The sequence below is a fragment of the Pedobacter hiemivivus genome (assembly GCF_005144565.1).
In the GTDB taxonomy this organism is placed as follows: Bacteria; Bacteroidota; Bacteroidia; order Sphingobacteriales; family Sphingobacteriaceae; genus Pedobacter; species Pedobacter hiemivivus.
Window position 1 is genome coordinate 370,733 of record NZ_SWDX01000005.1, and the last position, 26,749, is coordinate 397,481.

At 37.6% G+C, this 26,749-nt stretch carries 20 protein-coding genes; 1 reads left to right on the forward strand and 19 read right to left on the reverse strand.

Annotated elements, in window-relative coordinates:
* Positions 1-11: 11 nt before the first annotated feature.
* The 4 genes from FBD94_RS14700 to FBD94_RS14710 all read right to left on the reverse strand — a co-directional run bounded on the left by FBD94_RS14700 (position 12) and on the right by FBD94_RS14710 (position 4,748).
* Positions 12-3,287: a hypothetical protein gene (locus FBD94_RS14700; RefSeq protein ID WP_136880726.1), complete on the reverse strand. Its 3,276-nt coding sequence runs from the start codon at positions 3,285-3,287 to the stop codon at positions 12-14.
* A 463-nt stretch (positions 3,288-3,750) separates the two neighbouring features.
* Entirely contained in the window at positions 3,751-4,008 is a 258-nt protein-coding gene (locus FBD94_RS26280; RefSeq protein WP_235884487.1) for a type II and III secretion system protein, read from the reverse strand.
* Positions 4,009-4,025: 17 nt separating this feature from the next.
* Positions 4,026-4,394, reverse strand: coding sequence for a hypothetical protein (locus FBD94_RS26285; protein WP_235884489.1), 369 nt, complete (start codon positions 4,392-4,394; stop codon positions 4,026-4,028).
* A gap of 126 nt (positions 4,395-4,520) precedes the next feature.
* A complete protein-coding gene (locus tag FBD94_RS14710; RefSeq protein WP_136880727.1) occupies positions 4,521-4,748 on the reverse strand; it encodes a hypothetical protein in 228 nt (75 codons plus the stop codon).
* 181 nt (positions 4,749-4,929) lie between these two features.
* On the opposite strand from FBD94_RS14710, the gene FBD94_RS25950 reads away from it, so the two are divergent.
* Complete coding sequence (locus tag FBD94_RS25950) at positions 4,930-5,106, forward strand: hypothetical protein (protein WP_169472315.1); 177 nt, start codon at positions 4,930-4,932, stop codon at positions 5,104-5,106.
* A gap of 156 nt (positions 5,107-5,262) precedes the next feature.
* On the opposite strand, the gene FBD94_RS14715 is transcribed toward FBD94_RS25950, so the two are convergent.
* From FBD94_RS14715 to FBD94_RS14785, 15 genes are all read right to left on the reverse strand, one after another.
* A complete protein-coding gene (locus FBD94_RS14715) occupies positions 5,263-5,643 on the reverse strand; it encodes a hypothetical protein (protein ID WP_136880728.1) in 381 nt (126 codons plus the stop codon).
* Between the two features lie 3 nt (positions 5,644-5,646).
* A complete protein-coding gene (locus tag FBD94_RS14720) occupies positions 5,647-8,934 on the reverse strand; it encodes a hypothetical protein (RefSeq protein ID WP_136880729.1) in 3,288 nt (1,095 codons plus the stop codon).
* A gap of 341 nt (positions 8,935-9,275) precedes the next feature.
* Positions 9,276-9,710, reverse strand: a complete 435-nt coding sequence (locus FBD94_RS14725) for a hypothetical protein (protein ID WP_136880730.1) — start codon at positions 9,708-9,710, stop codon at positions 9,276-9,278.
* A gap of 89 nt (positions 9,711-9,799) precedes the next feature.
* On the reverse strand, positions 9,800-10,072 hold the full coding sequence (locus FBD94_RS14730) for a hypothetical protein (protein WP_136880731.1): 273 nt from the start codon (positions 10,070-10,072) through the stop codon (positions 9,800-9,802).
* A gap of 108 nt (positions 10,073-10,180) precedes the next feature.
* Positions 10,181-10,459 (reverse strand): hypothetical protein, encoded by a 279-nt coding sequence (locus FBD94_RS14735; RefSeq protein WP_136880732.1) that lies wholly within the window; start codon positions 10,457-10,459, stop codon positions 10,181-10,183.
* Between the two features lie 708 nt (positions 10,460-11,167).
* Positions 11,168-15,325 carry a DUF6443 domain-containing protein gene (locus FBD94_RS14740; RefSeq protein WP_136880733.1) on the reverse strand — a complete coding sequence of 1,386 codons (4,158 nt, stop codon included), beginning with the start codon at positions 15,323-15,325 and terminating at the stop codon, positions 11,168-11,170.
* 5 nt (positions 15,326-15,330) lie between these two features.
* Positions 15,331-15,705, reverse strand: a complete 375-nt coding sequence (locus tag FBD94_RS14745; RefSeq protein WP_136880734.1) for a hypothetical protein — start codon at positions 15,703-15,705, stop codon at positions 15,331-15,333.
* A gap of 10 nt (positions 15,706-15,715) precedes the next feature.
* The gene (locus FBD94_RS14750) at positions 15,716-18,862 is read right to left on the reverse strand and encodes a hypothetical protein (protein WP_136880735.1); all 3,147 of its coding nucleotides are present in this window, start codon (positions 18,860-18,862) and stop codon (positions 15,716-15,718) included.
* 358 nt (positions 18,863-19,220) lie between these two features.
* Positions 19,221-20,171: a type IX secretion system ring subunit PorN/GldN gene (gene porN / locus FBD94_RS14755; protein WP_235884490.1), complete on the reverse strand. Its 951-nt coding sequence runs from the start codon at positions 20,169-20,171 to the stop codon at positions 19,221-19,223.
* 5 nt (positions 20,172-20,176) lie between these two features.
* A complete protein-coding gene (gene porM / locus FBD94_RS14760; protein ID WP_136880736.1) occupies positions 20,177-21,718 on the reverse strand; it encodes a type IX secretion system motor protein PorM/GldM in 1,542 nt (513 codons plus the stop codon).
* A 47-nt stretch (positions 21,719-21,765) separates the two neighbouring features.
* Positions 21,766-22,569, reverse strand: coding sequence for a type IX secretion system motor protein PorL/GldL (gene porL / locus FBD94_RS14765; RefSeq protein ID WP_136880737.1), 804 nt, complete (start codon positions 22,567-22,569; stop codon positions 21,766-21,768).
* Positions 22,570-22,618: 49 nt separating this feature from the next.
* Positions 22,619-23,986, reverse strand: coding sequence for a T9SS ring complex lipoprotein PorK/GldK (gene porK / locus FBD94_RS14770; RefSeq protein ID WP_136880738.1), 1,368 nt, complete (start codon positions 23,984-23,986; stop codon positions 22,619-22,621).
* 168 nt (positions 23,987-24,154) lie between these two features.
* Positions 24,155-24,925: a uroporphyrinogen-III synthase gene (locus FBD94_RS14775; RefSeq protein ID WP_131608202.1), complete on the reverse strand. Its 771-nt coding sequence runs from the start codon at positions 24,923-24,925 to the stop codon at positions 24,155-24,157.
* A 17-nt stretch (positions 24,926-24,942) separates the two neighbouring features.
* Positions 24,943-25,935 (reverse strand): DUF4271 domain-containing protein, encoded by a 993-nt coding sequence (locus FBD94_RS14780; protein WP_131608201.1) that lies wholly within the window; start codon positions 25,933-25,935, stop codon positions 24,943-24,945.
* 31 nt (positions 25,936-25,966) lie between these two features.
* On the reverse strand, positions 25,967-26,407 hold the full coding sequence (locus FBD94_RS14785) for a universal stress protein (RefSeq protein ID WP_136880739.1): 441 nt from the start codon (positions 26,405-26,407) through the stop codon (positions 25,967-25,969).
* Between the last annotated feature and the right edge of the window lie 342 nt (positions 26,408-26,749).

Sequence of the window (26,749 nt, forward strand, 5' to 3'; positions counted from 1 at the left end):
GCTTAATTCTTTTAAGGTTTATAATGGTAATCGTAGCTTTTCAAAATATTTCCTTGCTGATCTTTAATGCATTTTAACCGTTGAAAACCGTCATATTCATAATAAGTCGTCATTCCCTTAATATCTGTTTCACTGGCAATACCGATAAGCGGACTATATGTATAAGTACTGATGTGCGCCTGAGGTAAACCCACTTTCAAATCAGCTATAAATGCATCAACAGCAGTTTTATTGGGATAAGATTGCCCAAAGGCGTAGATCGCAGTCGAACCTTTAATCCCCTCAATTGCACTATAATCTGCATTCTTGATTTCTGCTACAGGGTATTGGTTGCCATAAGCCCACAAATAATTTATCTTGCTGCCCTTTTCATTAGAAAGACTTAGGGGATTGCCTAAACCATTGTACAAATGATACCTCAATCTGGTTTCATCTTCTCCTGTTGCTCGGTTCCTAACATCAAACGTTCCGGGCACAAAAAGACTATTGGACAATCGTATGTAATTGGTTCTGGTTAAAGAAACCTGCTCACTATCCTGGGCGGTAATTTCCTCAACGACGGGTGTTAAAACATGTGCAGTAATCATTTCCGAATATATTCCGTTAGGATCTTTATTCTGCGCAACCATCTCGGCCGGATAATTTTTAGTTATAGATTTACTTTTATTATTGCTTGTAACAGCAGTAATCTTATTTGGCAGCAAATGCTGGCTGTTGTTATAAACGTATAATGCTTTAGAGGTTATCGTATGGTCAGGGAGCGAAATTTCCTGCGTAATGGTAGAATCCAAAACTACCCATCTGGAATTATGTGTATACTTGTACATTTCATACCCTGCAAACTCTTCATCAATTGGCTGCGTATAATGGAGGTGAAAGCCATAATGTTTATCAACTACATAAGCAGGAATAGTATTACTGATAGCACTACTTACTGAATAATAATTTTTAACCTTCTTTATTTTAGTCAAGCCAGTTTGCCCATTTGCAAAATAGTTGGTTTCATTTTCCAATCCATTTAAATAACCTATATTCGAATACTTGTCTCCCAGTCTAAGCGTATTGCCAACTATACCTCGTGAAAACCGATCAGGAGCAATGGTAAAAACATGTTCTATTCCACCATTTTCAAAATTATCTCCCCCAAAACTTTCTATTACAGCCGAATATTGTACAGTAGACTGCCCATAGTTATAAATGCTTTTCTGCGAATGCGAGCCCAAAATTAGATTCTTGCAAATGAAATAACTCCCCCCAATGGTGCATGGGTTTAACAGACTATAGGAAGTTTTTAAATATACAGGATCTTGAAATTTTACGCCAGATGATTTGCTAAGATCATTCATCCTCGCATAGTGATACTTTTTAATTAAAGACTGTCCGTCTGTATAAGTAAGGAGCTTACTCAATCGTACCCCCCCAAGCAACTTATCTACCGGAATCTCCTCCGGATCCCCGATAGGATAAGTGAGATAAAATGTTCCAGGGATTCCTGGATACAGAGTCTCCATCCTCAAGTAATAATTGGTATTTAAAGGCAGCGTAGGCAAATTTTCGATAATCTGCTGCCCAAGCTTCAACATCCTACTAAATTCTACATAATCATCTGATGCCCTAACAATTTGCACTTCCATTAAATCCCAGTAGCGATCGATCCCCTCAGCATTTCCATCACCATCAGTAGGAATAAGCATTCCAGCAAAAACGTTGATCATCGAAGGATGATCGTAATTAATTTGAAAAACCGGTGATGTTTTAACATACGTCCCCCCTCCCGAAATTGTCCCCCTAAGAAAGGTTGTAGCCGTTGGGATGGGAGTAGTTTCTGTTGTAGCATAGGTATTCGGTTCATAAATTAAATCGTCCGTCCCTCCACCGGGATAAGAAATATGAGTCAAAATTCCCTTTTTAGCTGACTCACTGTCTATAGATCGATCAGCAGTTGCACTGCCAACAAAAATATCATGAACATATGGATTGTCTTCAATATTAGCAACAAAACTGGTATTGAATTTCCCATTATAAAAGCCATAATGATCCTGTGAAAAAGAGAGTCGTTGCGGCAACGCATCAATATCATTATAACCAAAGTAGTGTACTTTCTCCACATTTGTTGTCGCTCCTTTTTCTCTTAACAAAGCTAAAAATGGCCGGTATTTTAAAGTTTCATCCCAAGGTAAATATATGTTATTGCCGGTAGTAGCCACCGCATAGGTATACTCAAATAAGTATTTCTTAATTAGTACACCAGATGCTTTAATCTCCATGCTGCTCAACAACTTATCGCCAGCAATATCATTCCTATCTTGATAAATAAAATCAACAATGGTATTGGTATAATTAATCTGACTCAATCTTTTACCATTAGACACTGTAATATAATTAGCACAATAGGTAGTCTGGTTGGCCATACATTGACTGTTGCATAAAGTAGATCCCAGATTTGCTTTAGTATCTGATTTTAAAATAGATTGAGATATTCCTGTATAATAACCATAACTGCAATTGTCGTAAACAAAATTGATCGCCTCGCCATTGGACAAAGTAATATCTGTTAAATACCAAGAGGTTACAACAGCATTTGGATTCGGATTAGGGGCATTGATATAACAATAAGAGTCCGTAGAACTATACTCTTGATCAATAAACCTATAAACCACACCTTCAGGAGTGGTTATGATGATATTAGGGTTAAGCCCTCCTGAAAAGTTAATTTTTAAATTCGAATGTGGCATTATAACACACTGTCCAGCGTCATCAATAATAAATTTTCCAGAGTAACCGTTAAAATTAAAAATGTATTCATCCGGCTCCCCATCCCTATCGGTAAGGGTTGCCATATCGTTTAAATAATTTAACATATCGTTGTTTAAATCGGTACCATCATTTGGTGGATATTGCCTGGTTGCATACTCATCTGGCTTGCCATTGATGTTTCTGATAATCACTCCACCGGAATTTAGCACCCAACTTTGACCGGTTCGTGAAGCAACTTCATCCACCTTTAGCCCATTTGTAGAATACTTCAAGTTAATAGGAAGGGAAAAATTCTTCTTCTCTATTTTAAACAGGGGAATAGAAATCTGTACTGTACCCGTATTTAAGCCAACTTCAGGTGAGTTATAACTGATCAAGGCGTGTGACTGCGGCGATGGGGGCAAAATAACAGGTGGAGCTATCTGTCCAAAAGTGAAACTGGCCAGACATAACATACTGATGAACATAAGAATTCCTTTGCTCCTCTTCCTTGTTGCAAATATCCATTTAATCACATCTCTTTTTTTCATAATACATAAATCATCTTACAAGCTAAAAAAATCACATTCTATTATATCTGGGGCTCCCTTATAAAAGACTAACCAGATTCTCCCCATAAACTCCTAGTGATGTAGCATTTGGGGAGAAGGGGATTATTTGATTCGGATTGGAAAATCGACCCGGATCAATCTGTACAACTAAATAAAATGAATTTAACAACAGGATCGTTAAAACAGACATTTTAACTTTTGACAGATTTAATATCATTATTTATGGAGTTATATACGCTTTAGTTATTAATATTGTTTAATACTAACAAACTCCAGTGCAACTCATATGCACTAAAAAAAATAATTGAAAAAAAATCAAAGAATAGAAAACCTTGAAATCAGAGTCATAATCGCAGTATTAAGCCTGTTTTAAGAAAAAGTTCAATTAACCTCAGTGCACAAAACTGACAATCCAATTCTTAGAACTGTAGTATCCACCAGCTTAACCACCTGTATAAAGCCACCATAAAAACGCAACGATTGAGACCTTCCTACAGTTGCTGCTAAACAACCATTTCAAGATTGGAGTCCCAGAACCGCTTTCACTGCTTTCTGTACGTTCCAAACCGCCCAAAATAATCATGTCTTCATTTTTAGCTCTTACAATCGATTCGAACTTACTTGTTGAGGTTGGTGGTGGCGCATTTGCAGGTGGATCACCGATAAAGTCAGAAATATCAACCTTAATATTTAAAGTCACCTGACTATCGCCCGAAACTAAAGGCTAATCCGAATTTCCAGATTTGCATCCACCGGCGTAAACTGCTCTATTACCACAGTCTGGGCGGTGAGTGATGGGATTATATTCTGTGTTTTCGTACTGTAATATCTTTTACTACCAATACTTAAATTGGCCGTATGCCCGTTTAAAGTCGAAAGCTTAGGTACAGACCTGACTTCAACATTGCTGTTGTTTTCCAGTGCACTCAGCGTCACATAAAAATTAGGGATTACCCGCCCAATATTGATAGAATTGTTCCGCCCCAATCTGCCTAGCAGATCATTAATCGCACCCGAACCGAAGGTATAATTTAAACCAGGAAACACCGTTCCGCCCCCTTTTATACTGTCCGATACTCCAGCCATGATTCCCGTCTTAAAGGCAATAAGTAGCCTGTCTGCAACGTTGCATAAACACTTATGCAGCCTATCAGCTAATCAGCAAGCGTATACCAACGAGGGAACTTTACCTTTTCAGCTGCTTCCAATTTATTATTCAGTTACAAATCCAGAAACCCATTCATCTTGGTCTATCTTATTGTAAGAAATCTCAAAGCCCTCCTTAGAGTCTTTAAAGCCTTCTAATAATTCCGCTCTTGATTGCGCTGCTATTGCTTTATTCTCAGTACTATAAACACCCATCAACTTAACATCTTCACCACCAGGCAGTTTTTCATTAAAATGAGTATGCCACAACAAGTAAACGAATTCTATATCCATATATTTTTAATTTAAAGAATGAAAATATTCGGTTTATTTATTTCTAACCCCATTCTTTTTAAGCTTATTATACTCACTTCCTGGTCTTGTATTACTCCAGTTTCCTTTTCCATACTTTTGATCCACCCCCACAGCCGTTATCATCATCCATATCTACCAGACCCCCATTAACATCCAACAAATGAAGATAAGTATCAAAATTACTGTTGCAAAGAGAAATGCTAACATCAACAGTACTCCCCAATGTAAAACTATACCATACATCAGGGCTCGACTGCCCATAGTTGTCGCTGAAACCATAGCCATTCTTCTGTTAATCCGTAAAGCCATTATACCCGCAGCCATTTACAGGAATTAAAAAAGCATCATACATCGATGTGCCACTCTGGGCCTGGGCACTCTGCCTGTTAAAATTTAATAATATAAAAAAAAAGAATAACCAATACCTGCATGAGGCTTTGGATATCGAAAAATGCAGAACTTTCATATGGGGCGTTAAGAGGGCCAATCGTGATTAAAGTTGTTTTTTGGGTTTGGCGGGTACCCGCTCTGTACCCGGGATGATCTTCTCCTGCTGTGCAGGACTAAGCAGCCCTCTAAGCTTCTGGTTCTTCACTTCCATCAATGCGCTGATCCTGGCCCGTCTTGCAGCTTCATTCAGACTGGTATCGGCTATAATAATATTTAGGGCAGCTTTATAGCTACCTTGTACCTGAGTAACCTGTGCAGCCTTTACAGAATCTACACCAAGGCCTTTCCGATAGTAATTCCGTTCTTGTTTTTGTCGCTGCGCGGCTATTGAAGCTTCTTGTTTTGGATGCTTTTGTTCTTGTCCGTAACTGTTAAACACCATTCCGGTCAATATCAGGAAGGAAAAATAAAATAATAATTTCATGGCTTAGTTTGTTTGTGATTTGTAATGGTAATCATAGCTTTTAACAATATTTCCTTGCTGATCTTTAATGCATTTTAACCGTTGAAAATCATCGTACTCGTAATAAGAAGTCATTCCTTTAGGATCGGTAGCGCTGGTCATTCCAATCGAAGGTTTATAAGTATAAGACGTGATTTGAGCATGAACTAAAACCTGGCGCAACAAAGACATTTTTTGCTGAACAAATAAATCTGAAACATCATTGGAATTTAATTGATCGATGACCGTTGACCCTCCTAACGCATTCTTAACTTCTTCTGATCCGGCATTCACTATTTGAGCTAGAAGATACCGTCCATTGCAGCCCCATATGTAGCTTGTGGCAATCCCATTCTCCTGAGAGCTTTGCAAAGGATTGCCCCTAAGGTCGTAATCATTATATATTATTTTAGCTTTATATAAAGCTGAGGGTATAAAATTTGAAATGGCCCCTGTAAAAGGAAGCTGACCCAATGTTTTATTACTAAATTTAAATTGCTCTAATAATAAAGGTGAGCTTAGCTCTAAATTCATCATACTATTGATCTTTCCCTTACCATCAGATGAATAGTTTATAAGGTCACCTCCAACTAGTTTCCTTACGCCATTCTCTTCCGTGTATCTAGTAAGCTCTATAGGATATTCTTTCAGGTAATTCGTCTTCATGTTATTCAGAAATAAGTCCCCTAAAGCATAATCATCCGGATAGGTTATATTCATAAAAGTTTTTTTTCCATCGCTACCTGTTTTTTGGTGGCTTGTTGGAAGTAAATGGGATACATTCCCATAATCGTAAGCTTCTTTTTCCACCAGCTTAGCCACTTGTCCGTTTTTTTCTGAATAAATATTTGTAATTACTGAATCTAGTTTATTCCAGCTGGAAGCTAACTCAAACCTATTTATATCGACACCAATAATGGGTTGTCCAGGAATATCCGCCCGGTTTATTTGTGGGGAGCGGTTTCTAGCTATGTAATATTGCTTGCTCCTGCTTAATTCTGCCTTATCACTATAATACTTGCGGATCTCTTTCTTTAGTTTCCCTTCATTGTCCAGGAAGGATGTATAAAATTCCTGACCGGATTTTCTTGCACTATAGGATAATGGCGCCCCCGGGATTAGAAATTGTCGTATCACATCCGCAGTTCCATCTGTGAAATTGTTAAACTTGTGAGTAATAGAACCATTCTCTGCATTTCTTCCAAATCGTTCAACTACATCGTCATATCCAACACTATTGCCTGAGTACTGAGGAAAGTCGAAGAAACTAAATGACATATATTCCGTATACGTTGGAGTTACACCTGAAGCAAAAAAATATAAAAATGTGTTATTATAAAAAGGCATCGGGTCAGCTACAAGTGGGGACTCAATTCCATTAATTGTGTACACATAGGAAACAACCTCTTTCACCTCGTTTTTATCCATCTTCAAAATTTCCTTTACACGAAGTCCTCCAACTTCAATAAAAGGATTTGTACCGCCCGAAGGAAATTCGATTTCGAAATTACCTTGTGCAAGCCCCTTCACACCCATTACAACTGAATAGACCCCGGGGGACACACCTATATTAACATTTTTAACCTCATTTTTCCCCGCATAACCGCTATAAACCAATTGATTGCTGGCATTAAAGATATTAACTGAAACCATGTAATATTGGTCATCATATTCGATTCCTCCGATAGCCGTACAGGCAAAATGAAGCCTGACCTGCTCCGGACATGCTATCGTAAATGAATCACTGAAATCAGTATTTACTTTAAACGTAGATTCACCTGAAACGTAGACAGAGGGACGGCTACACGAGGCATTGGGGTTAGTTGCTATGTGCGGCTCAAATAAAATGCTATCTGCACCACCCGATGGAAAATGAATACCATTCAAAAGCCCTACCTGAGCATAAATACTACTTGGTGTTCTATCTCCAAAATTTGGAATACCCAATTGTACCGCTGTAACATCGCTGTTTCCCGGCTTGGGTATCAAACATAAATTATTTTTTCCATTAAAAAAACCAAACCGATCTTTCGCATATGATAATCTTGGGGGAAGTGAGTTCTTATCAATATAACTAAATGAATACGATTCTTTCCCACCACTTTCTCCAATAATATTTAATGAATCCAGAAATAACCTCTTTCCGCCGAAATCACAATATTCGCTATCATATAGGCTAGAAGTTGACTGAGAATAAGAATGATTGAATTTGATTGTTTTCAATATGTGATCTTCTTTTTCTTTAATGATCATATATTCGAGCTTTAACGAACCTGAAATATCCTCGCGATTTTGATATTGAAAAGTTACACTGCCACCTAAACTCGATGACATTTTTGCTAAGAATTTGCCCATGTTGTACTGTGTGGTTGCACAACTTCTATATGGGAAGCCCATTGGAGCACCTCCCATTGGAGCACCAGCCGCAGGATCATCGAGTCGAGACACTGTTTGAGTAACGGAGGATGAATGGCTGTATGTTTTTGAATAATATTCAAATGATATAGATTCGCCTAAAGGATGTTCAATTAGAGAGAGCAACCATGAATTAGGAATAAACACCCTATTTCCACCACCTGTTTCACAGTTATTCATTATTTTTACTTCCTCAACTTCATGAAATGAATAACGAACTCCTTTGGGGGTTGTTATCACAAAGCCACTTGCAGGATTCCCTTCTATTTTAAAATTATTTTCATCCAACTTTCGGATTGTTGTCAATGACTCTACTATAAAAGTACCTGTAGTTCCCTCCACAGAAAATGTAAACAGATCAGGCTGATTGTCAGCGTATGGCATAAGTAAATTTTCAACAAAATTATCCCAGGCCACTGGGTCAGAAAGATCATTCGGTGCCTCTATAAGACTTACATTTTCATCAGGTTGACCTAAAACTGTTCTTGAAATAAAACCTCCTGCATTCAAATTCCATCCCAAGCCGACTGTAGATGAAACCTGATCTACCTTAATCCCGTTAGAATTATAAGATATTGAAACAGGTACGTTGAGCCTTTTAGCGGTAAATGTCAATAATGGGATATTTTGAGATATAGCGCCCGTGTGCAATGATACCGAAGCATGGGCGTTTTTTGTTAGTCCTGCCACATCAGGGGTGTTGGGTAGTATTTCTATTGGCTTAAATACATTAATGTCTATTTGAGCAAGCGCCGACCTATTCCCAAGTAATCCGAGGATAATGAATAATACAATGCATTTATATTTTATTAATTGCTCCGTCGCCTTGACAAGCGATAACATACCTATCTCCTTCATTACTATTTTGTTTCATTACACTACTCGTTAATAATACAAACCTTCAGCGCAACCCACGTGCACTAAAGAAAATATTTGGAAATAATTTTTAAACTAAAAAATGGTTGCAAGCCACTAATTAAACCAGAAAAATAGGCTGTTCCGACAAACGGTATTTTTTTTCAGTGTAAAAAATCGACATAGCCGGCTGTAAAAAGTATGTGAATACTTTAAAAAAAATTCCAGTACCATAGAGAAGAAGATCAAAGAGGCACAAGAAATAGAATTGGAAAAGGTGCTGAATAAAGCACAATTGAAAACCTTGCAGGGTCATTTTGGACATGCATGGAAAAAATCAATGATTACCATTTAATATAGCACAAACCTTGTATGTTATCTGCATGATATAAATCATTTATTGAATCTCTTTCTAAGCATATTTTTGTTGAATCATCATAAGTATAACAATTTACATGAGGCAATTGCTTTGATGAGACTAACACACCCCCTATGTGAAAATCGGTTAGGCCCGAACGCAATTTAAAGGCATAACTAATATTTCTTTGAATTTTTTCACAATTTTTATTGAGAGTCTTTTTTGAAACTATTTTATAAAGAGAATCTCCTTTTTTAGCATAAATCAAATAATAAGTATTAATCGAATCAATTTTGTAAACTTTATAATTGTACAAGCCATTACTAAGTTTTTCATCTGCATTAATGTTTGCCGATTGAGTTAATTTCGATGATACACAAGCAATAAATACTAACGTTATCAATAAAAGAATATATTTCATAAATTCCTTACCTTCTATCTACATAGTTTATTAATTCGATAGATTCCCCAGAACGATTTGCCTCGACCATAAAAACTCCTTTTTATTATTCATTTCAAAGAAATTTCTTTCAAAAATTGATACCTAATAGAGTGGAGATTCACTTCGTTCTGATCAACAATTCCCACAAGAGCTTTAAACGACTCTAATCTATTTCGATAAATTGCACCTTCCGGATTAGGTAATTTTATACAACTACTCAAAGAAGATATAGTGGCTTTATTCCAGTCAATAAAGGTTTCTTTAATATTCGTGTCATTACTATTTCCAGTCATTTTTGTAAAATGACATATTACAAAAAGATATACTACAAATTTAGCCATATTGATAGTTTTAAGATTAAGTAATTAATAAGATTTGTTTTCTCTCTATAACGTTTTGTTCTCTACGTATTTGAGAATCTACTTTACGAGCCTCAATCTCATTTTTTGTTAGTACTCCTTTTCTTCCAGAATTCGGATCGGTCTTACCAGGGACAATCGCATTATTGGTTTCCCATCTACATATCTGGCGTTATGATCTCCCAACCTATTCACAATAGCTCCTGCAAAATCCTGACCAACAGCATCTCTTCTCCAATCCTCACCTGGAATATTTTCACGGTCAGATTGTTGCCAATATCTTTGAGTACCTCCAGATCCATCAGTATAATTGCCATTGCCACAATAAATGCGTACATAAAGGCTGCTAGCTGAAGAGCATTGCAGCAATGTAAAACAGCAAAGCTCAACATCTCTGTGCTTGGCATTAGTATACTCTTCACAACCCGCCGATACTATGCGCTAAAAATGGTAGACTATTTCAGGATTTTACATTATAATATCATTTATCCCTTAACAAACCACGCCCTTTTAGCTTAGAATCTATCAAACAGTATGTTTTTTAAAATATTTTTTTCTGATGTAAATAAAGAAAAATGAAAATATTAAAGCAGTAAAGTTGACACCAATAATTATCCCATTTGTAGGTCTGAAATTAAATACAGCTTCAAATGTCAGTCTTGGTGGAAACATTTTCGCTTCAATTTCATTCGTTATCTGATGAAGATGTAGAAACCCCACCCATTCAACACCTTGAGTATATTTAAAACAAAAACCATTCAAGAAAAAAGAAAATAACTGGATCAAACAAATAACCATATTAATATTTATCTCGCTTTTCCCTATTGACAATGGCCTGGATAATATGGCTGAATTTATCCATAAGGTAGTCCCAATAATAAATAAACTTACGATTAATGTGAGAATGATTAGAAATTCAAGATTCGCCACTTGATAAATTATTATAAATATAAACCATAGGCTTATTAGACTAGTTACAATCAAATAAATTGAAGTAAAAATCAAGAGTACTTTATCAAGAGTATTTAAGGCTATTTTGTTTATCATTTATTTTATTACTATTTAATTGAACATTATTTAACGTTCCTTTTGTGCATAGTCTTTCGCATTTTTAATTTGATCAACCTTAGTACGAATATACTCTTTTGCTTGATTCAAAGCGTCTATAAAAAGATTACTGGTTTCTTTAGGATTAACCGTAAGAGTAGCGGGTCCAACACTAACAGAAAGTTCTTCTGTGCTGGGCACTGCTATCCCGACTTCAGCAGTCGCCTTAACTTTTGAATCACCTTTAAAATCTGAATATGCCGTTGCTATTAGTGAAGCCTTCCCATATTTTGCCATTGCCGCAGATGCTTCAACTCCGACTGTAGGACCATTTTCTGTATTAAGAGCGACTTTAACTTCTGCTCCAACAGAGATCGGGGCTTTTTTCGCTCCAAACTCAATTCCCAAAGCCCCACTCATTGCATCATTTCCCGTACTCTTCGTAGCAATCGGTTTCATATCTTTTGCAGTGTTCGCTACAGACATAACTGTCTCCTTAATAACAGATCTAAGATTAAAAAAAGCTTTAGCTGCAATCCAAGCTGCACCCAAGGGACCGGGACCTGCTGGTGCCATTCCATCTGGATCAATGAATCTTATCGGATTATTAAATGCATAGTTATAAGGACTGTGCCTCCTCATCTGCTCAGCAAGCGGGTCTATGACGTTCCAACGTCCTATTACCGGGTCATAGAAACGTGCCCCGTAATCATACTGCCCTAACTCGTCCTGCTTCTCCTTCCCATTGTACTGGTATTTATTCTCATTACCTAAGATAGCAGCCGTCTGAACAGCCAGGCCAAAGGCATAATAATCAGTCGCCTGGATCTTTCTTGCTGCACCCTCACTGATATCAAAGTACATCCTGCCATTACCCAGATGATCACTCAAAACATACTCATACAAGTATACAGGATCCGATCCCGAACCATTCCGGGTTACCTTACCTACCTCTGTCTGAGCAAAAGCAAATGCACCGTTCTCGTAATGAATCCCAGCAATATAATCATTATTTACATTCCCGATACCGGTTACTTGTTTTCTCAATTTAGCACCATTTCCATCATAGGTATAACTCACAATGGCCCCATTAGCATTAATGTTCGTAGGCAGATTAAAATTATTGTAGACCACATCATGCATATTGTTCCCTGCACTTGTAGCGCTTATCCGACTGATCATATTCCCATTGGTATCATAACCATAATCCGTCATTCCTGAAGGTTGAAACCCCATAGATGTACTACCCGAGTTATCAAGTACAGAGGACAACCTGTTACCGGAACCATATGTATAACCCAATTGGTCTACAACATTCCCGTGCTGCTTACGTAGCAGGCTACTGATATTACCCATTACATCATAACTGATCTCTTCGTTGTTCCCCGTACTTGCGACAGCTGTTGTCAACCGATTTAATTGATCATAGCCGTAGTTATAATATTTATCTCCGCCCCATTCCTGCCTACTGATGTTTCCATTATATTGTGAAGATACTCCACTAATGGTCTCATTGTATTTCAGGGATTGGTTGAACGGCAGCGTCAACGCCTGTTGACTACTCAACCAACCACGTTCGTTATAAGCATAGCTCACATGTTCTACAAAACTGCCACCTAAATTCGTACTGTGCAGACTTTTAGTTCTTAATTGTCCAATCTCATTATAAACATGACGAGCAAGTAGTACAGGACTATTTGTAATTGTCGAACTTGTACTTGCCGTGGTCTGGTAAGTATCCGTCTTCCTTCCCATATGGTCATACTCATACTTGTTCAGCACATAAAGACTTTCAACACCACCCACATAATGTTTCCGCGTACTTTGCTTCAACCCACCCGTAAAAGTATATGCATTGGTTATTTCATCATAATTACCCGTACTGACAATCCCGTCTTTATAATGTTGCTGCCATACCTTTACGACCTCTCCACGGTCATTATAGTAGTTCACTGTCCACAGATAACTAGCGGTTCCCGATACCTTGATCTTAGTAGCAGTTAGCAGACCTTTAGTCAAATTACTATAACTTACGCTCTGGTTATTGGGAAGGTCAGGAATATTGTAGTCATCATAATAATTCACCACCTGTACATCCATATCTACCGCATTCTGCGGCATACTCAAATTACTGTATCCATGCATATGCCCCGTTGCAGTCGTCCTAACTTCCCAATTATTTTGCTGAACCTCAAACAAAGCTTCGATCTGGCCCCTGGTCAACATTCTGTTTCGCTCTTGGCCGCTAATCACTAAACGACCCAACACATCATATTTTTTGAAACTATGGTACTGCCCGGGCGTAAATCCCACAATAGTTTCGATTTGCTGTCTTGCATCCTGTGTATAAACTACCTGATCAACACTATTATAAATGATATTTTCCCAACCCTTACCAGGAACCTTCTTCTCTATCAATCTTTTCTTCCCATCATAATAATATTGATAACAATAACTATCCAATAAATTCTGATTTGGCAATCCACTATCAGGCAATGCTCCCGGCGATAACACAAAACTTAAATTGCCCACATCATCGTAAACGTAATAGGTAGAAAGCGCCTCAATCAGATTATCTTTTAGATTAAATGTTCTTTTCAAGATCATCCTTCCCTCCTTATCTTTAAATTCTTCTATTGTTCCTGCCATTCCATAAGATTCATTCCAGTTCTCATCCTTTATTGTTGTTTTATATAACTGATTGGCTTCATAATAATCTTCAAATTTTTGCGACAGGATTCTTTTGTACACTTGGCCAACTGTTTCTACAGAGATTGCATGATATTGTTTAACCTCAGAAGCCTTATTTGTTGAATAAGCTGTCCTTACTGTATGTCCCTGAGATAACTGCCAATCATCTCCAGGAGCTCCTTGTTCTTCTGAACGGTTTAAGGGGGAAGCCTCAAATCTGGTGTCTGCATAAGGAGTGGTTGTCCGAACAATTCCGTTCGGCAACTGTGTTCCTGTACTACCTAAAGGATTATAGAAATTGAATATCCCTGCTCCTACATTTAAAGCATCAGATTTATAACTACCATCATTACTGACAGAAGCGTAAGACAAATATTTTCGGGATTCCCTGCCAAATTCATCATAAGACATAGGAATTACAATATCTTTGGTGCCATCTCCGCTACCCTTGGCCTGTACAGTTTGCATAGGTCGACTCAACCCGTCAAAATACTGCACGTCTAGTCCCATCTGATAAATGCTGCCTATCTTCAATTGCTCTTCACTTAATACACCAGCTATTCTTGGTGTATAACTTTCTATATAATTTTGGTTTTGACTGGAAACGGGTGCAAGGGGAGGTTTTCCATCTGAGGGTAAAATCCAATATGTCTGGATGATCATAGTTAGGCTTCCAGCATTATTCTGATAGCCTTCTCCTACTGCGTAGTAGGTACCTGGAGGCAAAGTTAATCTAATATAGGATGTAGTAAATGGACAATTTACTCCACCAGCACTGCTATCGTCATTAGAAGCAACCAATGAAAGATCACTCCTTAACAGACTGAGATAGGTATCAAAAGTACTGTAGCATGTTGAAAGTTCGACATCTAGTGTGTCAGTAAGCGTGAACTTATACCAAACATCATTGCTAGGCTGACCATTATAATAACTCTTAATGCAATTAGATGTATTTGCACCGCCCGAAATTGCTCTACCACCAGTTAACACACCCCAGTTAAAGGCATTATCTGGTCCTGAAGCAAAAGCCCTTCCTTCTGGAGGATAAGCGACTATACTGATGTGGATATTGCCATAATTCGTATTGTAGCCTTCAGCAACCGCATAATAAGTACCTGCATTTAAAACTACCTCAATTGATGAAGAAAGTCCAGTACACGCCGGGCCGCTATCATCATTAGAAGTAATGAGGACTCCGCTACTATTCAACAAATGTAAATAAGTATCAAAGTCTGACCCACATAAAGATATATACACTTTACTACTCGCTGTTAACACAAACTTGTAGTAAATATCATGACTAGGCTGCCCGTAACTATTTCCATAACCATTTGCTGGATCATTATTCATCACTGCAATATAAGGCGGACCTGTACAGTTGTTATGGGTACCAGTATTGATAGAATTGCTCATAGAAGAACCTGCTGGCTGTGCATAGCAATATGAAACTTGTACAAAAAACAACAAGCTAAATATTATTTTATATAACCTCTCCATAAGGCTTAAGGTTTTAAGGTCTTAATATGGTCTGTAGGTAAAGCTGGCGGGATACGTTCGGTTGTTGGAATAATCTTTTGCTGCTGGTTTTTGTCCAATAGATTTTCTAACTGTCGATTCTTTTCTGAAATTAATCCAACAACCTTTAAATGTTTTTCTTCTTCTGTTAAGACCGTATCTGCCACAAGTTTTTTTATAGCAGACTTATAGGCACTCTGGATTCTACTTACTTTCTCGGCTTTGATGTCATCGATATTTAACCACTTACTAAAATGACTGATTTCTTTTTGCGGTATGGTATCCTGTGCCTGTGCCTTTCCGGAATTGCTCCCAATAAGGATTATTGAAATTGTGATGATTAAAGTGAATAAGGTTTTCATAGCGTTAAGATTATTGTTTATAATGGTACTTGTAACTTTTAATGATATTACGGTCTTGATCTCTAATATGTTGCAACCTCATAGAGTTGTCATATTCGTAATAGGTAATTTTTCCCTTAGGATCTGTCATACTCGTCATACCTACTAATTGATCGTAAGTATAAGTGGTCATTTGTGCATCTTTAGGATAGAAACGGATATCGTCTATATAATATCCGGGATTTGATATGGCAATTGCATAGCTACCATTTACATCAATATCATTAATCATTACATAATTCCATAAACCATCCGCAGAACTTTTCCAATAGCTGAGTGTATATTTTCCATTGGTCAAACCTGTAAGCGTTGTCGAAAATGCATCTTTCCTACTCCATTTTCCTGTTTTACTTTTGGCATTTGTGTAAGTGCCATAACCTTCTTCAAAACTCAGGTAAAATATGTCTTTACTCAAAGCATTAACTACCTCTGCCATCGGATACTGTTGATTATACCCCCATACATAGCTTGCTACGGGTTTATGTGCAGTATGTTGCTGTAATAAATTGGAGTACGCATCATAAACATCAAAATAGTGTCGGCTTTTATAACGATTGTCAATTGTCAGAACTTGAGACTCGATGTTTAATGGCGTAAAATTACTGATTGGTTCTTCTACGTCAATCGTCATCACACTATCCAGTAGGGGCTTAGTTGGATTATAAGCAAAGAATTGACTACTTACTAACCTTTTTTGAGTACCAGTTAAGGTACTTAGATAAAGGCTTTTCTCTAATGGTGCAAAAATATGCTTATTCTTCAAATTAGTAATCGCTTGCTGTATGGGGGTTTGACCAGGACTTAGAAAATCCATAGGATACTTTATTTCTTCAATTATTTTTTCTTTGTTACTGATTATTGTTTCTGTCCTGGTTGGCTGTAAATGCGCCAGGTTATCGTAAAAATAGGAGGTCTTTGTATCCATATACCCTCCTAAATCGTCATAAATCGTACTCGTCTGAGATTCAATTTTCTCAACTGCCGATTCTATTGGATTATTGATCAGCTCAAAAGGGAATCCATAATATTCGAAAGTACCATAGCCAATATTGGCATGGTTCATTTCCAATGGTCTGTAGTTAAAACTTGTGTTTTCATAGTCGAGACCCCAGATACGATGCATCCTTATTTGTGGGATTATTCTATAATTAAATGTATTATAAACATTTTGATCTCGCTGAATGAGTTTATAACTATTAGGAGTACTGCCCTTCTTATATACTTCTTTTGACAGCATCTTATTGCCCGTCCAATTCTTCATACGAAATGACCCCGCCGTTCCAATAAAAGCAGTTACAGTTTCAGGAATGGAATATTGATAAATCACTTTGCCATTATTTGTACCGGAAGCCGACTCCGTATATTCAGTAACAAAAGGATAATAAATCGGTTGACGATATCCTTCTGCTGCATTATCAACAGGCCTAAGAGCGTAAGAAATAATAGAATAGGCCCCAGAAAATATTACTCGGTTATCAGCAGAGAAATAGCATATATTGGATTGATAGGATCTAAAATCTCTTGCATTTGGCATATATATAAGTTTCCCCAATCCATCTTCATTAGTACCATATTTATAGGTTTTAACGATTTTATTTTCAGTACCACCATCACTAATAATTTTCCCTATTCGCAATCCTGGCCCCTCTGTTCCTGGTGTAGTTCCAGATAGGGAATATAGATTTGGCTCGTAAATAAACTCTGTATTCCCACCAGTTGGATACACAATCTTTTTCAACATGCCACTTATCTTACTAAAATAACCTGCTGATTTACAATCCACACATCCACGTTGCACCAAAGCTGGTGATTCATAAGATTCTACAGGAGTCCTATCCCCCGTACTATTAACATATCCCCACCAATCCGTTCTTTTATTAAATTCCTGTGTATCTGACGAATGAGGCAACTGATAGTTATAGTAATCAAATGTGTATTTATCTAAATCAGAACTTATATTACCCTTTAAAATGAGTGTAGACAAGGATGCACTATTGTTATTTGGCAATTCGCTTAATGTCCCAGGAGTTCGGATATAACTAAATTCAACAGACTTAACACGAACATTATTCAAATTAAAAACTTCCATACTTTGAAGCTTAAGGGTAGTGTCATCATAAGTAAAAAAAACCTTCCCATAACTAAATTCTATAGATTTTAAGTAAAGTATCGGATAATCTCTGCGAGAAGTGGTGATGTTAGATACGTTATATCCTCCCATTTCATATTCAAATTTCTGTATTGCAGGATCTACCAATGGATAGGTATTATCGAAACGAAATAAATTTCCGTAGGTTAGTACCCGGGTTGAAACAGGAGGAGATTCAATTCTATCCGTTGAAATAGTGGTCCACCTTGTGCCATAGGTAAAAGTAATCTCTTCTCCTGAAGGCAGGATTATCTTATTTAAGTGCCTGGCCATTTCAATGTTAGTTGCTTGACCATTGAAACGTATCTCTGTAAATTCAGTCTTATTAGTACCGCCGAACTCATATCGCACCCCTTTTTCATCTGTAATTCTAGCATATGAATTAATATAACAAGACGTAGATGTTAAAGGAACTGCATCTCTACCGTCATCCAGAATAAACTTTCCACTTATTCCATTCACACTGTAACTATATACATCGTGTTCTGCATCCTTTAAATATGTTGAACTCGCATTTGCAGGAATTGTTATATCTGCAGGTATCAGGTTATTATATGCTTTTAATGGATCCCAAAAACCATTTGTATTACCAATATCTGCTATAGATTTTTCCATACCCGGCGATGCAAGTTCATCAGGACGGTCTCTTATCTCTCTGGAAATGTATCCTGATGCATTTAACAGCCAACCAACACCTAACGTAGAAAACTCATAATCTGGCCTTCTGCCAGAAGCATGAAAACTGATGTCTATCGGAAACACAAAATCTTTAATCTTTATATCGTATAAAGGAATTTTTATGTCAGGCAAACCGGTCGAATAACTGACGGGATAGTCTCCATACTTCTGATAGGCCGCAATCGCAGGCGATGGTGGAATAACATGCTGTGTTTCTGAATACTGAGAGAACAGATTGGCTGAAATGCCAATATTGAGTAGTAAAATACCACACAAAGAGCGTCTAAACATAGTTTATTTGGTTATAGTTTTTAAAATACCTTCGTTTCCATAATTAATGAATAACAAAGGAAAATTAAAACTAACACCATAATAAAAGATTAATTTTAAATTAACAGATCACACTATTAAACGGATTTTCAGAGAAAATCCAATTCTTAGAACAGTAGCGTATCCATGAGGGGGCATGATACCCGCCTACGTCGGCATCACGAGTTCAGGATGACGACCACCCTTCTTTTGTGAGATCCTGAGATAAACTCAGGATGACGTAGTGCTTAAAATTGTGGCGCTTATAAAGGAACTAAAAAGGAAAGGCCCTGATGTGATACACCAGGGCCTTTTCGTTTGCCATCATTCAGAGTTTAAATTAATACTCCCACAAGCTTTGCTCGTAATCAGAAATAGATTTCTTAATCCTTTCCGACTCATGCAATTTCCTTGTGTCTTTAGGATCAGTCTGACCTAGTATATCGATAATGTTTTTATTAGCTGGGTTCGTTTCCTTCACTACATAGCTTGAGAACAAGCGTCTCACAAAGAAATCATCAAAGGTCAATTGTGATGCATCATTAAGCGGATTAGTCATACGCTTTTTGCTCAACAACTCTCTTGCATCATCATAATAGATCCAGAATACTGGTTGCCAGTTACCTTCTACCATTTTCATAGGTGCAAGACCTATAATTCTTGGTTCGAAAATAGAACGCTTGATATCCAGGATCCAGTCTTCCTTAATTCTGAATTTTAGAAACTCATCAGATCTTAGTCTTCTCAATTTTGGTTCAGCAATTTTACCAGTTGCCGAATCAGCTACCCCTTCCGTTACCCCTCTCGCGCTTTGTAAAGCCTCCTGAGCGGTTAACGCAATTCTAAATGAGTCATTGTCCTCCAAAAGCTTTCCTGCTGTTGTATCCTTAGAAGAATACACCGTCAGCTCTTCGTTACCAACTGCTTCAAGCAGAATATCGATTAGCTTTGCATTTTCCGCTTTCAATACAGAGTTGATGGTATCTCTTAAATCAATTTCACGCCAGATGCGTTTTGCATAAAAAACATCTTCTTCCCTTACATCAGCATACTGAACCATTACATTACTGTCAACGTCCGCTCTAACAGAGTAGCCATCTTTAGGAGGTGTTTTTATTTTTTTCTTCACCTTCGGTACAGTATCTACAGGTACAACCGGGGCTGTTACCACAGGAGCTGCAGTTGCAGCAGCTTTTACTGCTGGTTTAGTGGTTCGTTTCTTGTTGCTTTGCGCAAAAGAAGCCGAGCAAATAAACAGGAATAAGACTGTATACAAAACCTTTTTCATCATCTCTTCTATTTAGCAATAAATGTTATTCCATCTAAAACCTTTTGTCTACCATCAGGTCCTTCACAAACAATATCCTTAAAGATAATGGTTGCGCCTGGTTTAATAGAGTTTAAAGCTCCTTTTATTTGTCCACCAAAGCCGCCACCAGGATTTGTAATGGTAACCGCGTCAGAACGTGGGTTAATAAAAGTTGCAGCAAACCTAACTACCTTAAATTTAACATCAAAAACAAAGTCTTCCAGTTGGGTATCAATAGAACCCGCACCTTCCATCCATTCTAAAGGAACATTACCTCCAGATTTACCTTTGATGTATGCTTTTGGTGTAGGCAATGCTTTAACTCTGAATTGTTGAGCGCCCAGGTTCAATGTTTTACCTGCCTGACTTGCAGAAACATTGATACTTAATGTTTTTCCAACCTGATCACCACCAACACTTACAGCATATTTTCCGCTGCCCTCTTTTCTAATTGATCCACCAGAAATGGTAGCGTTTACACTTTCTAATGGGAAACCAGCAGCCGATACTGAGAACGGGTTTGGAATACCAGCATAAATTACATTCATTTTATCAGGAGAAACCGTTGCCGAAGGCTTGGCGACCTGATAGCTTTGTTCTGCAGTTGGATATTCTTTTACAGTACCGTCTGTTTGTTTCACACGGATTACACCTTTCCACTTAAACATACCTACCGCTCCAGTTCCGCCGGTATAAGTTCCTTTACCGTCTTTTACAGAAAGGCCACTTCCATTTACAGTGATCTGTGGGTTAGAACGGCTATCGCTAGCAGTTAAAAATACCTCAGCAGTGTAAGGCTGACCTTGTACCACATAAGAGCTTGGCGCTACAGCCACAGCCTCAAAATGATCCAAATTAACCAATGCTTTATCCATGTTACCGAATAATTTTTTAACTACTTCGGCTTCTGCATTTTTAACATCGGCTTGAATTTTACTTAAGATGGTATTGGCAGCCGTAAGTGGCGTACCCTCACCAAAATTAACGTCTACCCATTCTTTCTTACCATTTATGCCTTTTACGGCATCTTTAGCTTCTAAAGAAAAAGTTACACCAGCACGATCTTTTTCGTCCAACAGGTCGATCAATTTCTCACGGGTCTCGTTAATTTTAGCTTTTAACTTAAATCCTTCCTTACGGTTAACCATGATGCCTTGCGCAATATCCATGTTATCCCGAAGCTTGATATCGCCAGTTTCTTCATTGATACCTTCACCGGCTTTAAGGAACTCGTCTTTCAATTGTTGAACAAGATTGTTCAACTCATCAGCAAGCGCCTTTGCCTTGTTGGCTTTCTCCCAAATAGGTTGTGCTCGGGCTGGTTCGTCTTTTAATTTTGTATTTTCAAACGATGCAAATAACTGATCAATACTTGTATTTACGTTGGTTTTAGAAGAAACCAAACTGTCGTTTATATTTTTAAAGGCATTTAGTATGGTATCTGATACGTTTAAAGCGAGCATCGCTAACAATACCAAATACATGATATTGATCATCTTCTGCCTCGTTGTTTCTTTTCCTCCGGCCATTTTATAATTAGGTCTGTTTGGTTAAATAATAACTAATTGATTGCTAATTATACACGTGGCTGATTCATAGCAGACAGCATATTACCATAGATGGCATTTAATGAAGATAAGTTTTTGGCCAATTTACCAACCTCGTCTTTAAACTGTTTCGAATCTTCCATAGATTCATTAAAGTTGCCCATTGTTAATGATAGATTCTGATAGAATTTATTCATTGATTTAAGGTGTGCACTTGAATCTTGTAATTCCAATTCGTAAACTGCATTTAAAGCAGATAGATTTTTAGCTAAAGCGTTCACCTGATCATGGTATGCCGTAGCTGAAGTATTGCTTTCGCCCATTTCTGCTAACTGAGAAGTTGCTTTTTGGAAAGCACCATTCAATGAATCAAAACTTGCAGAAGCCGTTTTTACTTTAGCAGTAAATTCAGTTGTAGCGGCTGAAGTATCTGCAACGTTTGAGATTGCAGCAACTTTATCACCAAAAGTACGCAAACCGTTACCTAAGCTTTCGATCAATTCAGGACCGATTTTAGCGTTAATCATGTTGTCTAAGGCAGCAGTTGAAGAAGTGCCTGCTACAGCCACCTGAGCAACTGGAACTTGACGTTTCTCTCCATTATAATCAGCACTTAATTCAGGATATACTCTTTCCCAGGGAAGTTCTTGTTCTGGTTGTCTAAAGCCGGTTAAGAAGAATAAACAAGCTTCCACTCCCAAACCAATACCTATCGCATAGTTACCAAAGGCTCCACCAATATGTAATATTTTAAATAAGGCGCCAATAATTACAATACTGGCTCCCCAGGATATTGCAACGTGTAACCAATCGAATTTCTTTTTTGCTGCCATTTTGTTCGTTAATAAGGATGTTTGAGATTATTGAGTTTTTGGGTTTATTTTAGTTTTTATAGCTGATATCAGTACCAGGATATGCGGTTACACATCTGAAACCAATATATGATCTAGCTTGATCCTGGTACTCGTATGTACCCACAGAATTTTGAAGGAAAAAGCCAATATCTTTCCATGATCCACCCCTTACTACTTTACGTTTCATGTATTTACTGTCGCCAGTTTTAGCTACATAAGTAAAGTTAGGGTTAAAATCAAGCAGCATTGGGGCTGAAGATTGGTTATAAGCAGTTATTGTCCATTCCGCTACGTTACCAGCCATGTTATATAGCCCGTAATCATTAGGGAAATAAGATTTTACGTTTACAGTGTATAATCCACCGTCATCAGAATAATTTCCACGACCCACTTTAAAGTTTGCTTGCATGCAACCTTTTGTATTGCGCACATATGGGCCTCCCCATGGATACTTAGTCTTCACATTACCACCTCTGGCAGCATATTCAAACTGTGCATCACTTGGCAACTGATATTCAGGTCTTGAGTTTGCAGGTAATTTTCTTGAAGCGGCAACTGATTCGTAGAAACGGGTACGCCACACACAAAAAGCACTGGCTTGCTCCCATGTAACCCCTACCACAGGATACTCATCGTAAGAAGGGTGGTTAAAATAAGTTTTCACCATAGGATCATTCTGAGAATAAGAATAATCTACTTTCCAAACCAGTGTATCTGGATAAACAGGTACAGATGGGTGATGATTTGGATTAGAAGGATCAGGATTATCAGTATAAGTGATGATGAAATCCTGTCTTTTTTTAGATGGGTCTTTTCTACCTTCAACCGCTAAATCAGAGCTCACATAACTATAAGCATATTTGAGTTTTCTGATATCGATTTCATTTTTACCAGGTAAAGCATCAGCACCGCTATAATACATATCGGTTAACTTGTTGCCCATACCACCGTTCTTTTTACTCCAAAGTAAAGATCCCTTTCCAACTTTTCTCCAGTCAATATCTCTATTGGCACCTAAAGCACCTGCTCCATCTGCCCCTTTTGGTGCAGGCTTAAAGAAAGCCGGAGCTACCGTTGGACCTAAAGAGGTTACGGCAACAGAATCTCTAACCCAAGTCACAAACTGTCTGTATTCAGCGTTTGAGATTTCGGTTTGATCCATAAAAAAGGCACTGAATGAAGTCATCCTACTCGGAGAACTTTGCGAGTTATTGATGTCCTCATCAGACATCCCAATTAATGTCCTTCCAGGTGGGATATATACCATTCCCAATGGAATTTTATTGTTTCTGAATTTCCTATTATAAACTCCTACCAGTTCTCCCTGTCCCCCTTTTCCACAACTAGAAAATAATGCAGTGATAATAATAAAAGCAACGAAGTATAAGTTTCTCATAATAGCGCTAAGCAATTTTATAACAATTTTATCAATAATGATTGATATAAACAATTATTAGGTCATAAAAATGTGACCTATTGTAAAAAAGAAAGGGGTTTTGCTATTTATACCATCACCACTATAATTCACGAGAAACTTATTAAAGTAAAAGTAAATATCAAAGGCCTATTTGTTTGATTTCTTTATATAATTCTCAAGTGCCATAATCATAGATGGAGCCTCTGGTGAAGGTGCTGCTATATCTACAATCAAGTCTGCATCTTTAACAGCTTTATGTGTATTTACCCCAAAGGCGGCAATACGTGTATTGTTCTGTTTGAAGTCAGGGAAATTGGTAAATAACGACTGAATACTTGAAGGACTAAAGAAAGCGATGATATCATAAAAAACTTCTGCCAGATCAGATAAATCAGACACTACAGTTCTAAACAAAACTGCAGGTGTAACGTTGTATCCGTTCTTTTGCAAAAAGTTCATGGTATCTTCGGTAGCTACATCAGAACATGGATAAAGGAATTTCTCCTCCGCATGTTTCTTTAGTACTTCGGCCAGATCGGCTGCAGTTTGCTTGCCAAAAAAGATTTTTCGCTTCCTGTATTGGATGTATTTCTGCAGATATAATGCTGTAGACTCCGAAATACAGAAGTATTTCAAGTCTGCTGGCACATCGTATCTCATTTCTTCACAAATCCTAAAGAAGTGATCTACGGCATTTCTGCTTGTAAAAACTACTGCTGTAAAATCACCCAAGGTGATTTTATCTTTTCTGAAATCCCTGGCTGGAACACCTTCAACATGAATAAATGATCTAAAATCAATTTTCAAATTGTACTTCTTAGCCAAATCAAAATAAGGAGACTTCTCTGTTTCCGGTTTTGGTAAGGTTACCAATATACTTTTCACCTTACGTAGCCTATCTTCTGTCTGTTCTTGCATTTTACCTAATTACCGCGTTATAATCCTATTGCCTTGATTAATATTAATATAGGGCAGATTTCGAGGGCACAAAAGTACAAAAACAAATAGACTTTTGAAAACCGATAATGAGATAAAATATTAACTCCGGCTCTAATAAATTGAAATACAAAGACAATAGTTAATAGAATAAATGAAATGGCGATGTAATAAGGCCCATACTTTAAAGGAGATAGCGCAAAAGCGATCACCAAAGGGATGAACATTAATGCGATATTAAAATAACTTAAATATAATATCGACACATATTCACTTACAGCTTTTTGAACGTCAAAAAGGTAACCAAGCAGTCGCAATAAAACAATCTTTAACACATACAACACCACTATTAAAACAGAAATACTTAGATAGAAACGGAAACCACTATCGGCAAAAGACATGTGATAATATTGAGTAACCAGGTAAAAGAACATACCGATGGTAAAACCAAATTGTACAAATAGCAGCAGGAAGGGCCAGGATGTAAAAAGGTTATCTTCTTTATTGAGGTTATTCAGGATTCTGTTGCTAAAAAAAGATTGTACAATAGTCTGCAACTGCTTTGAAAAAGAGATTTTTAAGGACGCAAACAAGACCATCAATAGGGCAATTACACCTAATACCCAAAGGTTTCCTTTTGGCACAGGTGTCCCAGTACGGTATTGACTAACTTTTTCGGAGGTTTTATAATCTTTATAGCGGGTATATAAGCCCGAACGACCATATACCTGCGCTTTTAAAATACTATCGATAATTATGTTTTTATCGACTAAAGCTGGGGGCAAAATCCAGGTATGCGAAATGATAGAATCGGTTACAAATTTTTGCCTTGCATAGAAAGCAGAATCCCTTACCACACGCCTTGAATAGCTTTTTTTCACAGCAGCAGTAGTGTCTGTCAAAGGCAAAGGGCTTAGTACCTGGGCTTCTGCCCGGTTAATGCTTATTGCAAAAAACAGACAGGCTATTAAAATAATGCGGCTCCAATTCATTGCCGCAAATTTAGACAAAAACTATTTAGTTTTAGCTAAGCTTCTGCGGTACAATCAGCAGCGGGCAAGTTAAAGTATCCATCATACTTTTGCTGTGGTTCTCCAATAAAAACCTGGCAAAGCCCTTACGATGTGCACCGATTACAATCATGTAAAAATCTTCCTTTTGTCTTGCGCTTTCCACCACGTCGACAAGTCGGCCAAGTTTGCACTGGTAACTGATCTGCGGATGGAAGCCGGCATTGTGGTCTGTCTCTTCTAAATGTTTCATCAACTTTTTCAGTTCTTTGCCACTATCAGAGATCAGGGCATCATAAGCTTCAGCAGGCCATAACATATTTGCAGTTTCCGCGAAGTCAACCGCATTGCATAAGGTCACATTGGTCTCTAAATCTTTAGCGAGACGATATCCATACTCAACTGCATGGTTACCATTTTCAGAAAAATCGGTCAATAACAATAATGGTTTCATAACTAAAATCAATTAATACAAGGAATTAACACGATACAAATTTATCAGGATTGTCCCAACCAAATCATGACGCCGGTCAAAAATGGAACTGATTGTCATCAAGCTCAAAAGGGAGGCGAGTGGGGCTGGCTGTTCTATTTATGACTAAGGAATAAGTAGCTAATAAGTTTGGAATAAATATGGGGTTGCTTTACCCTTGCCTTACCCTTGCTTTAGGGTTGCTTTACCCATAGGGTAAGTCAAGGGTAAAGCAAGGGTAAGCCAACCCTAAAGCAAGGGTAAAGCAACCCTCTATTTAAACTCTATTTGTTCCCAACTTATTCGCTATTAATGTTACACTCT

Excerpts from the sequence above, each read along its gene's own strand:
- FBD94_RS14700 (WP_136880726.1), bottom strand. The coding sequence starts at position 3,287 with ATGAAAAAAAGAGATGTGATTAAATGGATATTTGCAACAAGGAAGAGG.
- FBD94_RS26285 (WP_235884489.1), bottom strand. The coding sequence starts at position 4,394 with ATGGCTGGAGTATCGGACAGTATAAAAGGGGGCGGAACGGTGTTTCCT.
- FBD94_RS14710 (WP_136880727.1), bottom strand. The coding sequence starts at position 4,748 with ATGGATATAGAATTCGTTTACTTGTTGTGGCATACTCATTTTAATGAA.
- FBD94_RS25950 (WP_169472315.1), top strand. The coding sequence starts at position 4,930 with ATGAAGATAAGTATCAAAATTACTGTTGCAAAGAGAAATGCTAACATC.
- FBD94_RS14715 (WP_136880728.1), bottom strand. The coding sequence starts at position 5,643 with ATGAAATTATTATTTTATTTTTCCTTCCTGATATTGACCGGAATGGTG.
- FBD94_RS14720 (WP_136880729.1), bottom strand. The coding sequence starts at position 8,934 with ATGAAGGAGATAGGTATGTTATCGCTTGTCAAGGCGACGGAGCAATTA.
- FBD94_RS14725 (WP_136880730.1), bottom strand. The coding sequence starts at position 9,710 with ATGAAATATATTCTTTTATTGATAACGTTAGTATTTATTGCTTGTGTA.
- FBD94_RS14730 (WP_136880731.1), bottom strand. The coding sequence starts at position 10,072 with ATGGCTAAATTTGTAGTATATCTTTTTGTAATATGTCATTTTACAAAA.
- FBD94_RS14740 (WP_136880733.1), bottom strand. The coding sequence starts at position 15,325 with ATGGAGAGGTTATATAAAATAATATTTAGCTTGTTGTTTTTTGTACAA.
- FBD94_RS14745 (WP_136880734.1), bottom strand. The coding sequence starts at position 15,705 with ATGAAAACCTTATTCACTTTAATCATCACAATTTCAATAATCCTTATT.
- FBD94_RS14750 (WP_136880735.1), bottom strand. The coding sequence starts at position 18,862 with ATGTTTAGACGCTCTTTGTGTGGTATTTTACTACTCAATATTGGCATT.
- porN (WP_235884490.1), bottom strand. The coding sequence starts at position 20,171 with ATGATGAAAAAGGTTTTGTATACAGTCTTATTCCTGTTTATTTGCTCG.
- porM (WP_136880736.1), bottom strand. The coding sequence starts at position 21,718 with ATGGCCGGAGGAAAAGAAACAACGAGGCAGAAGATGATCAATATCATG.
- porL (WP_136880737.1), bottom strand. The coding sequence starts at position 22,569 with ATGGCAGCAAAAAAGAAATTCGATTGGTTACACGTTGCAATATCCTGG.
- porK (WP_136880738.1), bottom strand. The coding sequence starts at position 23,986 with ATGAGAAACTTATACTTCGTTGCTTTTATTATTATCACTGCATTATTT.
- FBD94_RS14775 (WP_131608202.1), bottom strand. The coding sequence starts at position 24,925 with ATGCAAGAACAGACAGAAGATAGGCTACGTAAGGTGAAAAGTATATTG.
- FBD94_RS14780 (WP_131608201.1), bottom strand. The coding sequence starts at position 25,935 with ATGAATTGGAGCCGCATTATTTTAATAGCCTGTCTGTTTTTTGCAATA.
- FBD94_RS14785 (WP_136880739.1), bottom strand. The coding sequence starts at position 26,407 with ATGAAACCATTATTGTTATTGACCGATTTTTCTGAAAATGGTAACCAT.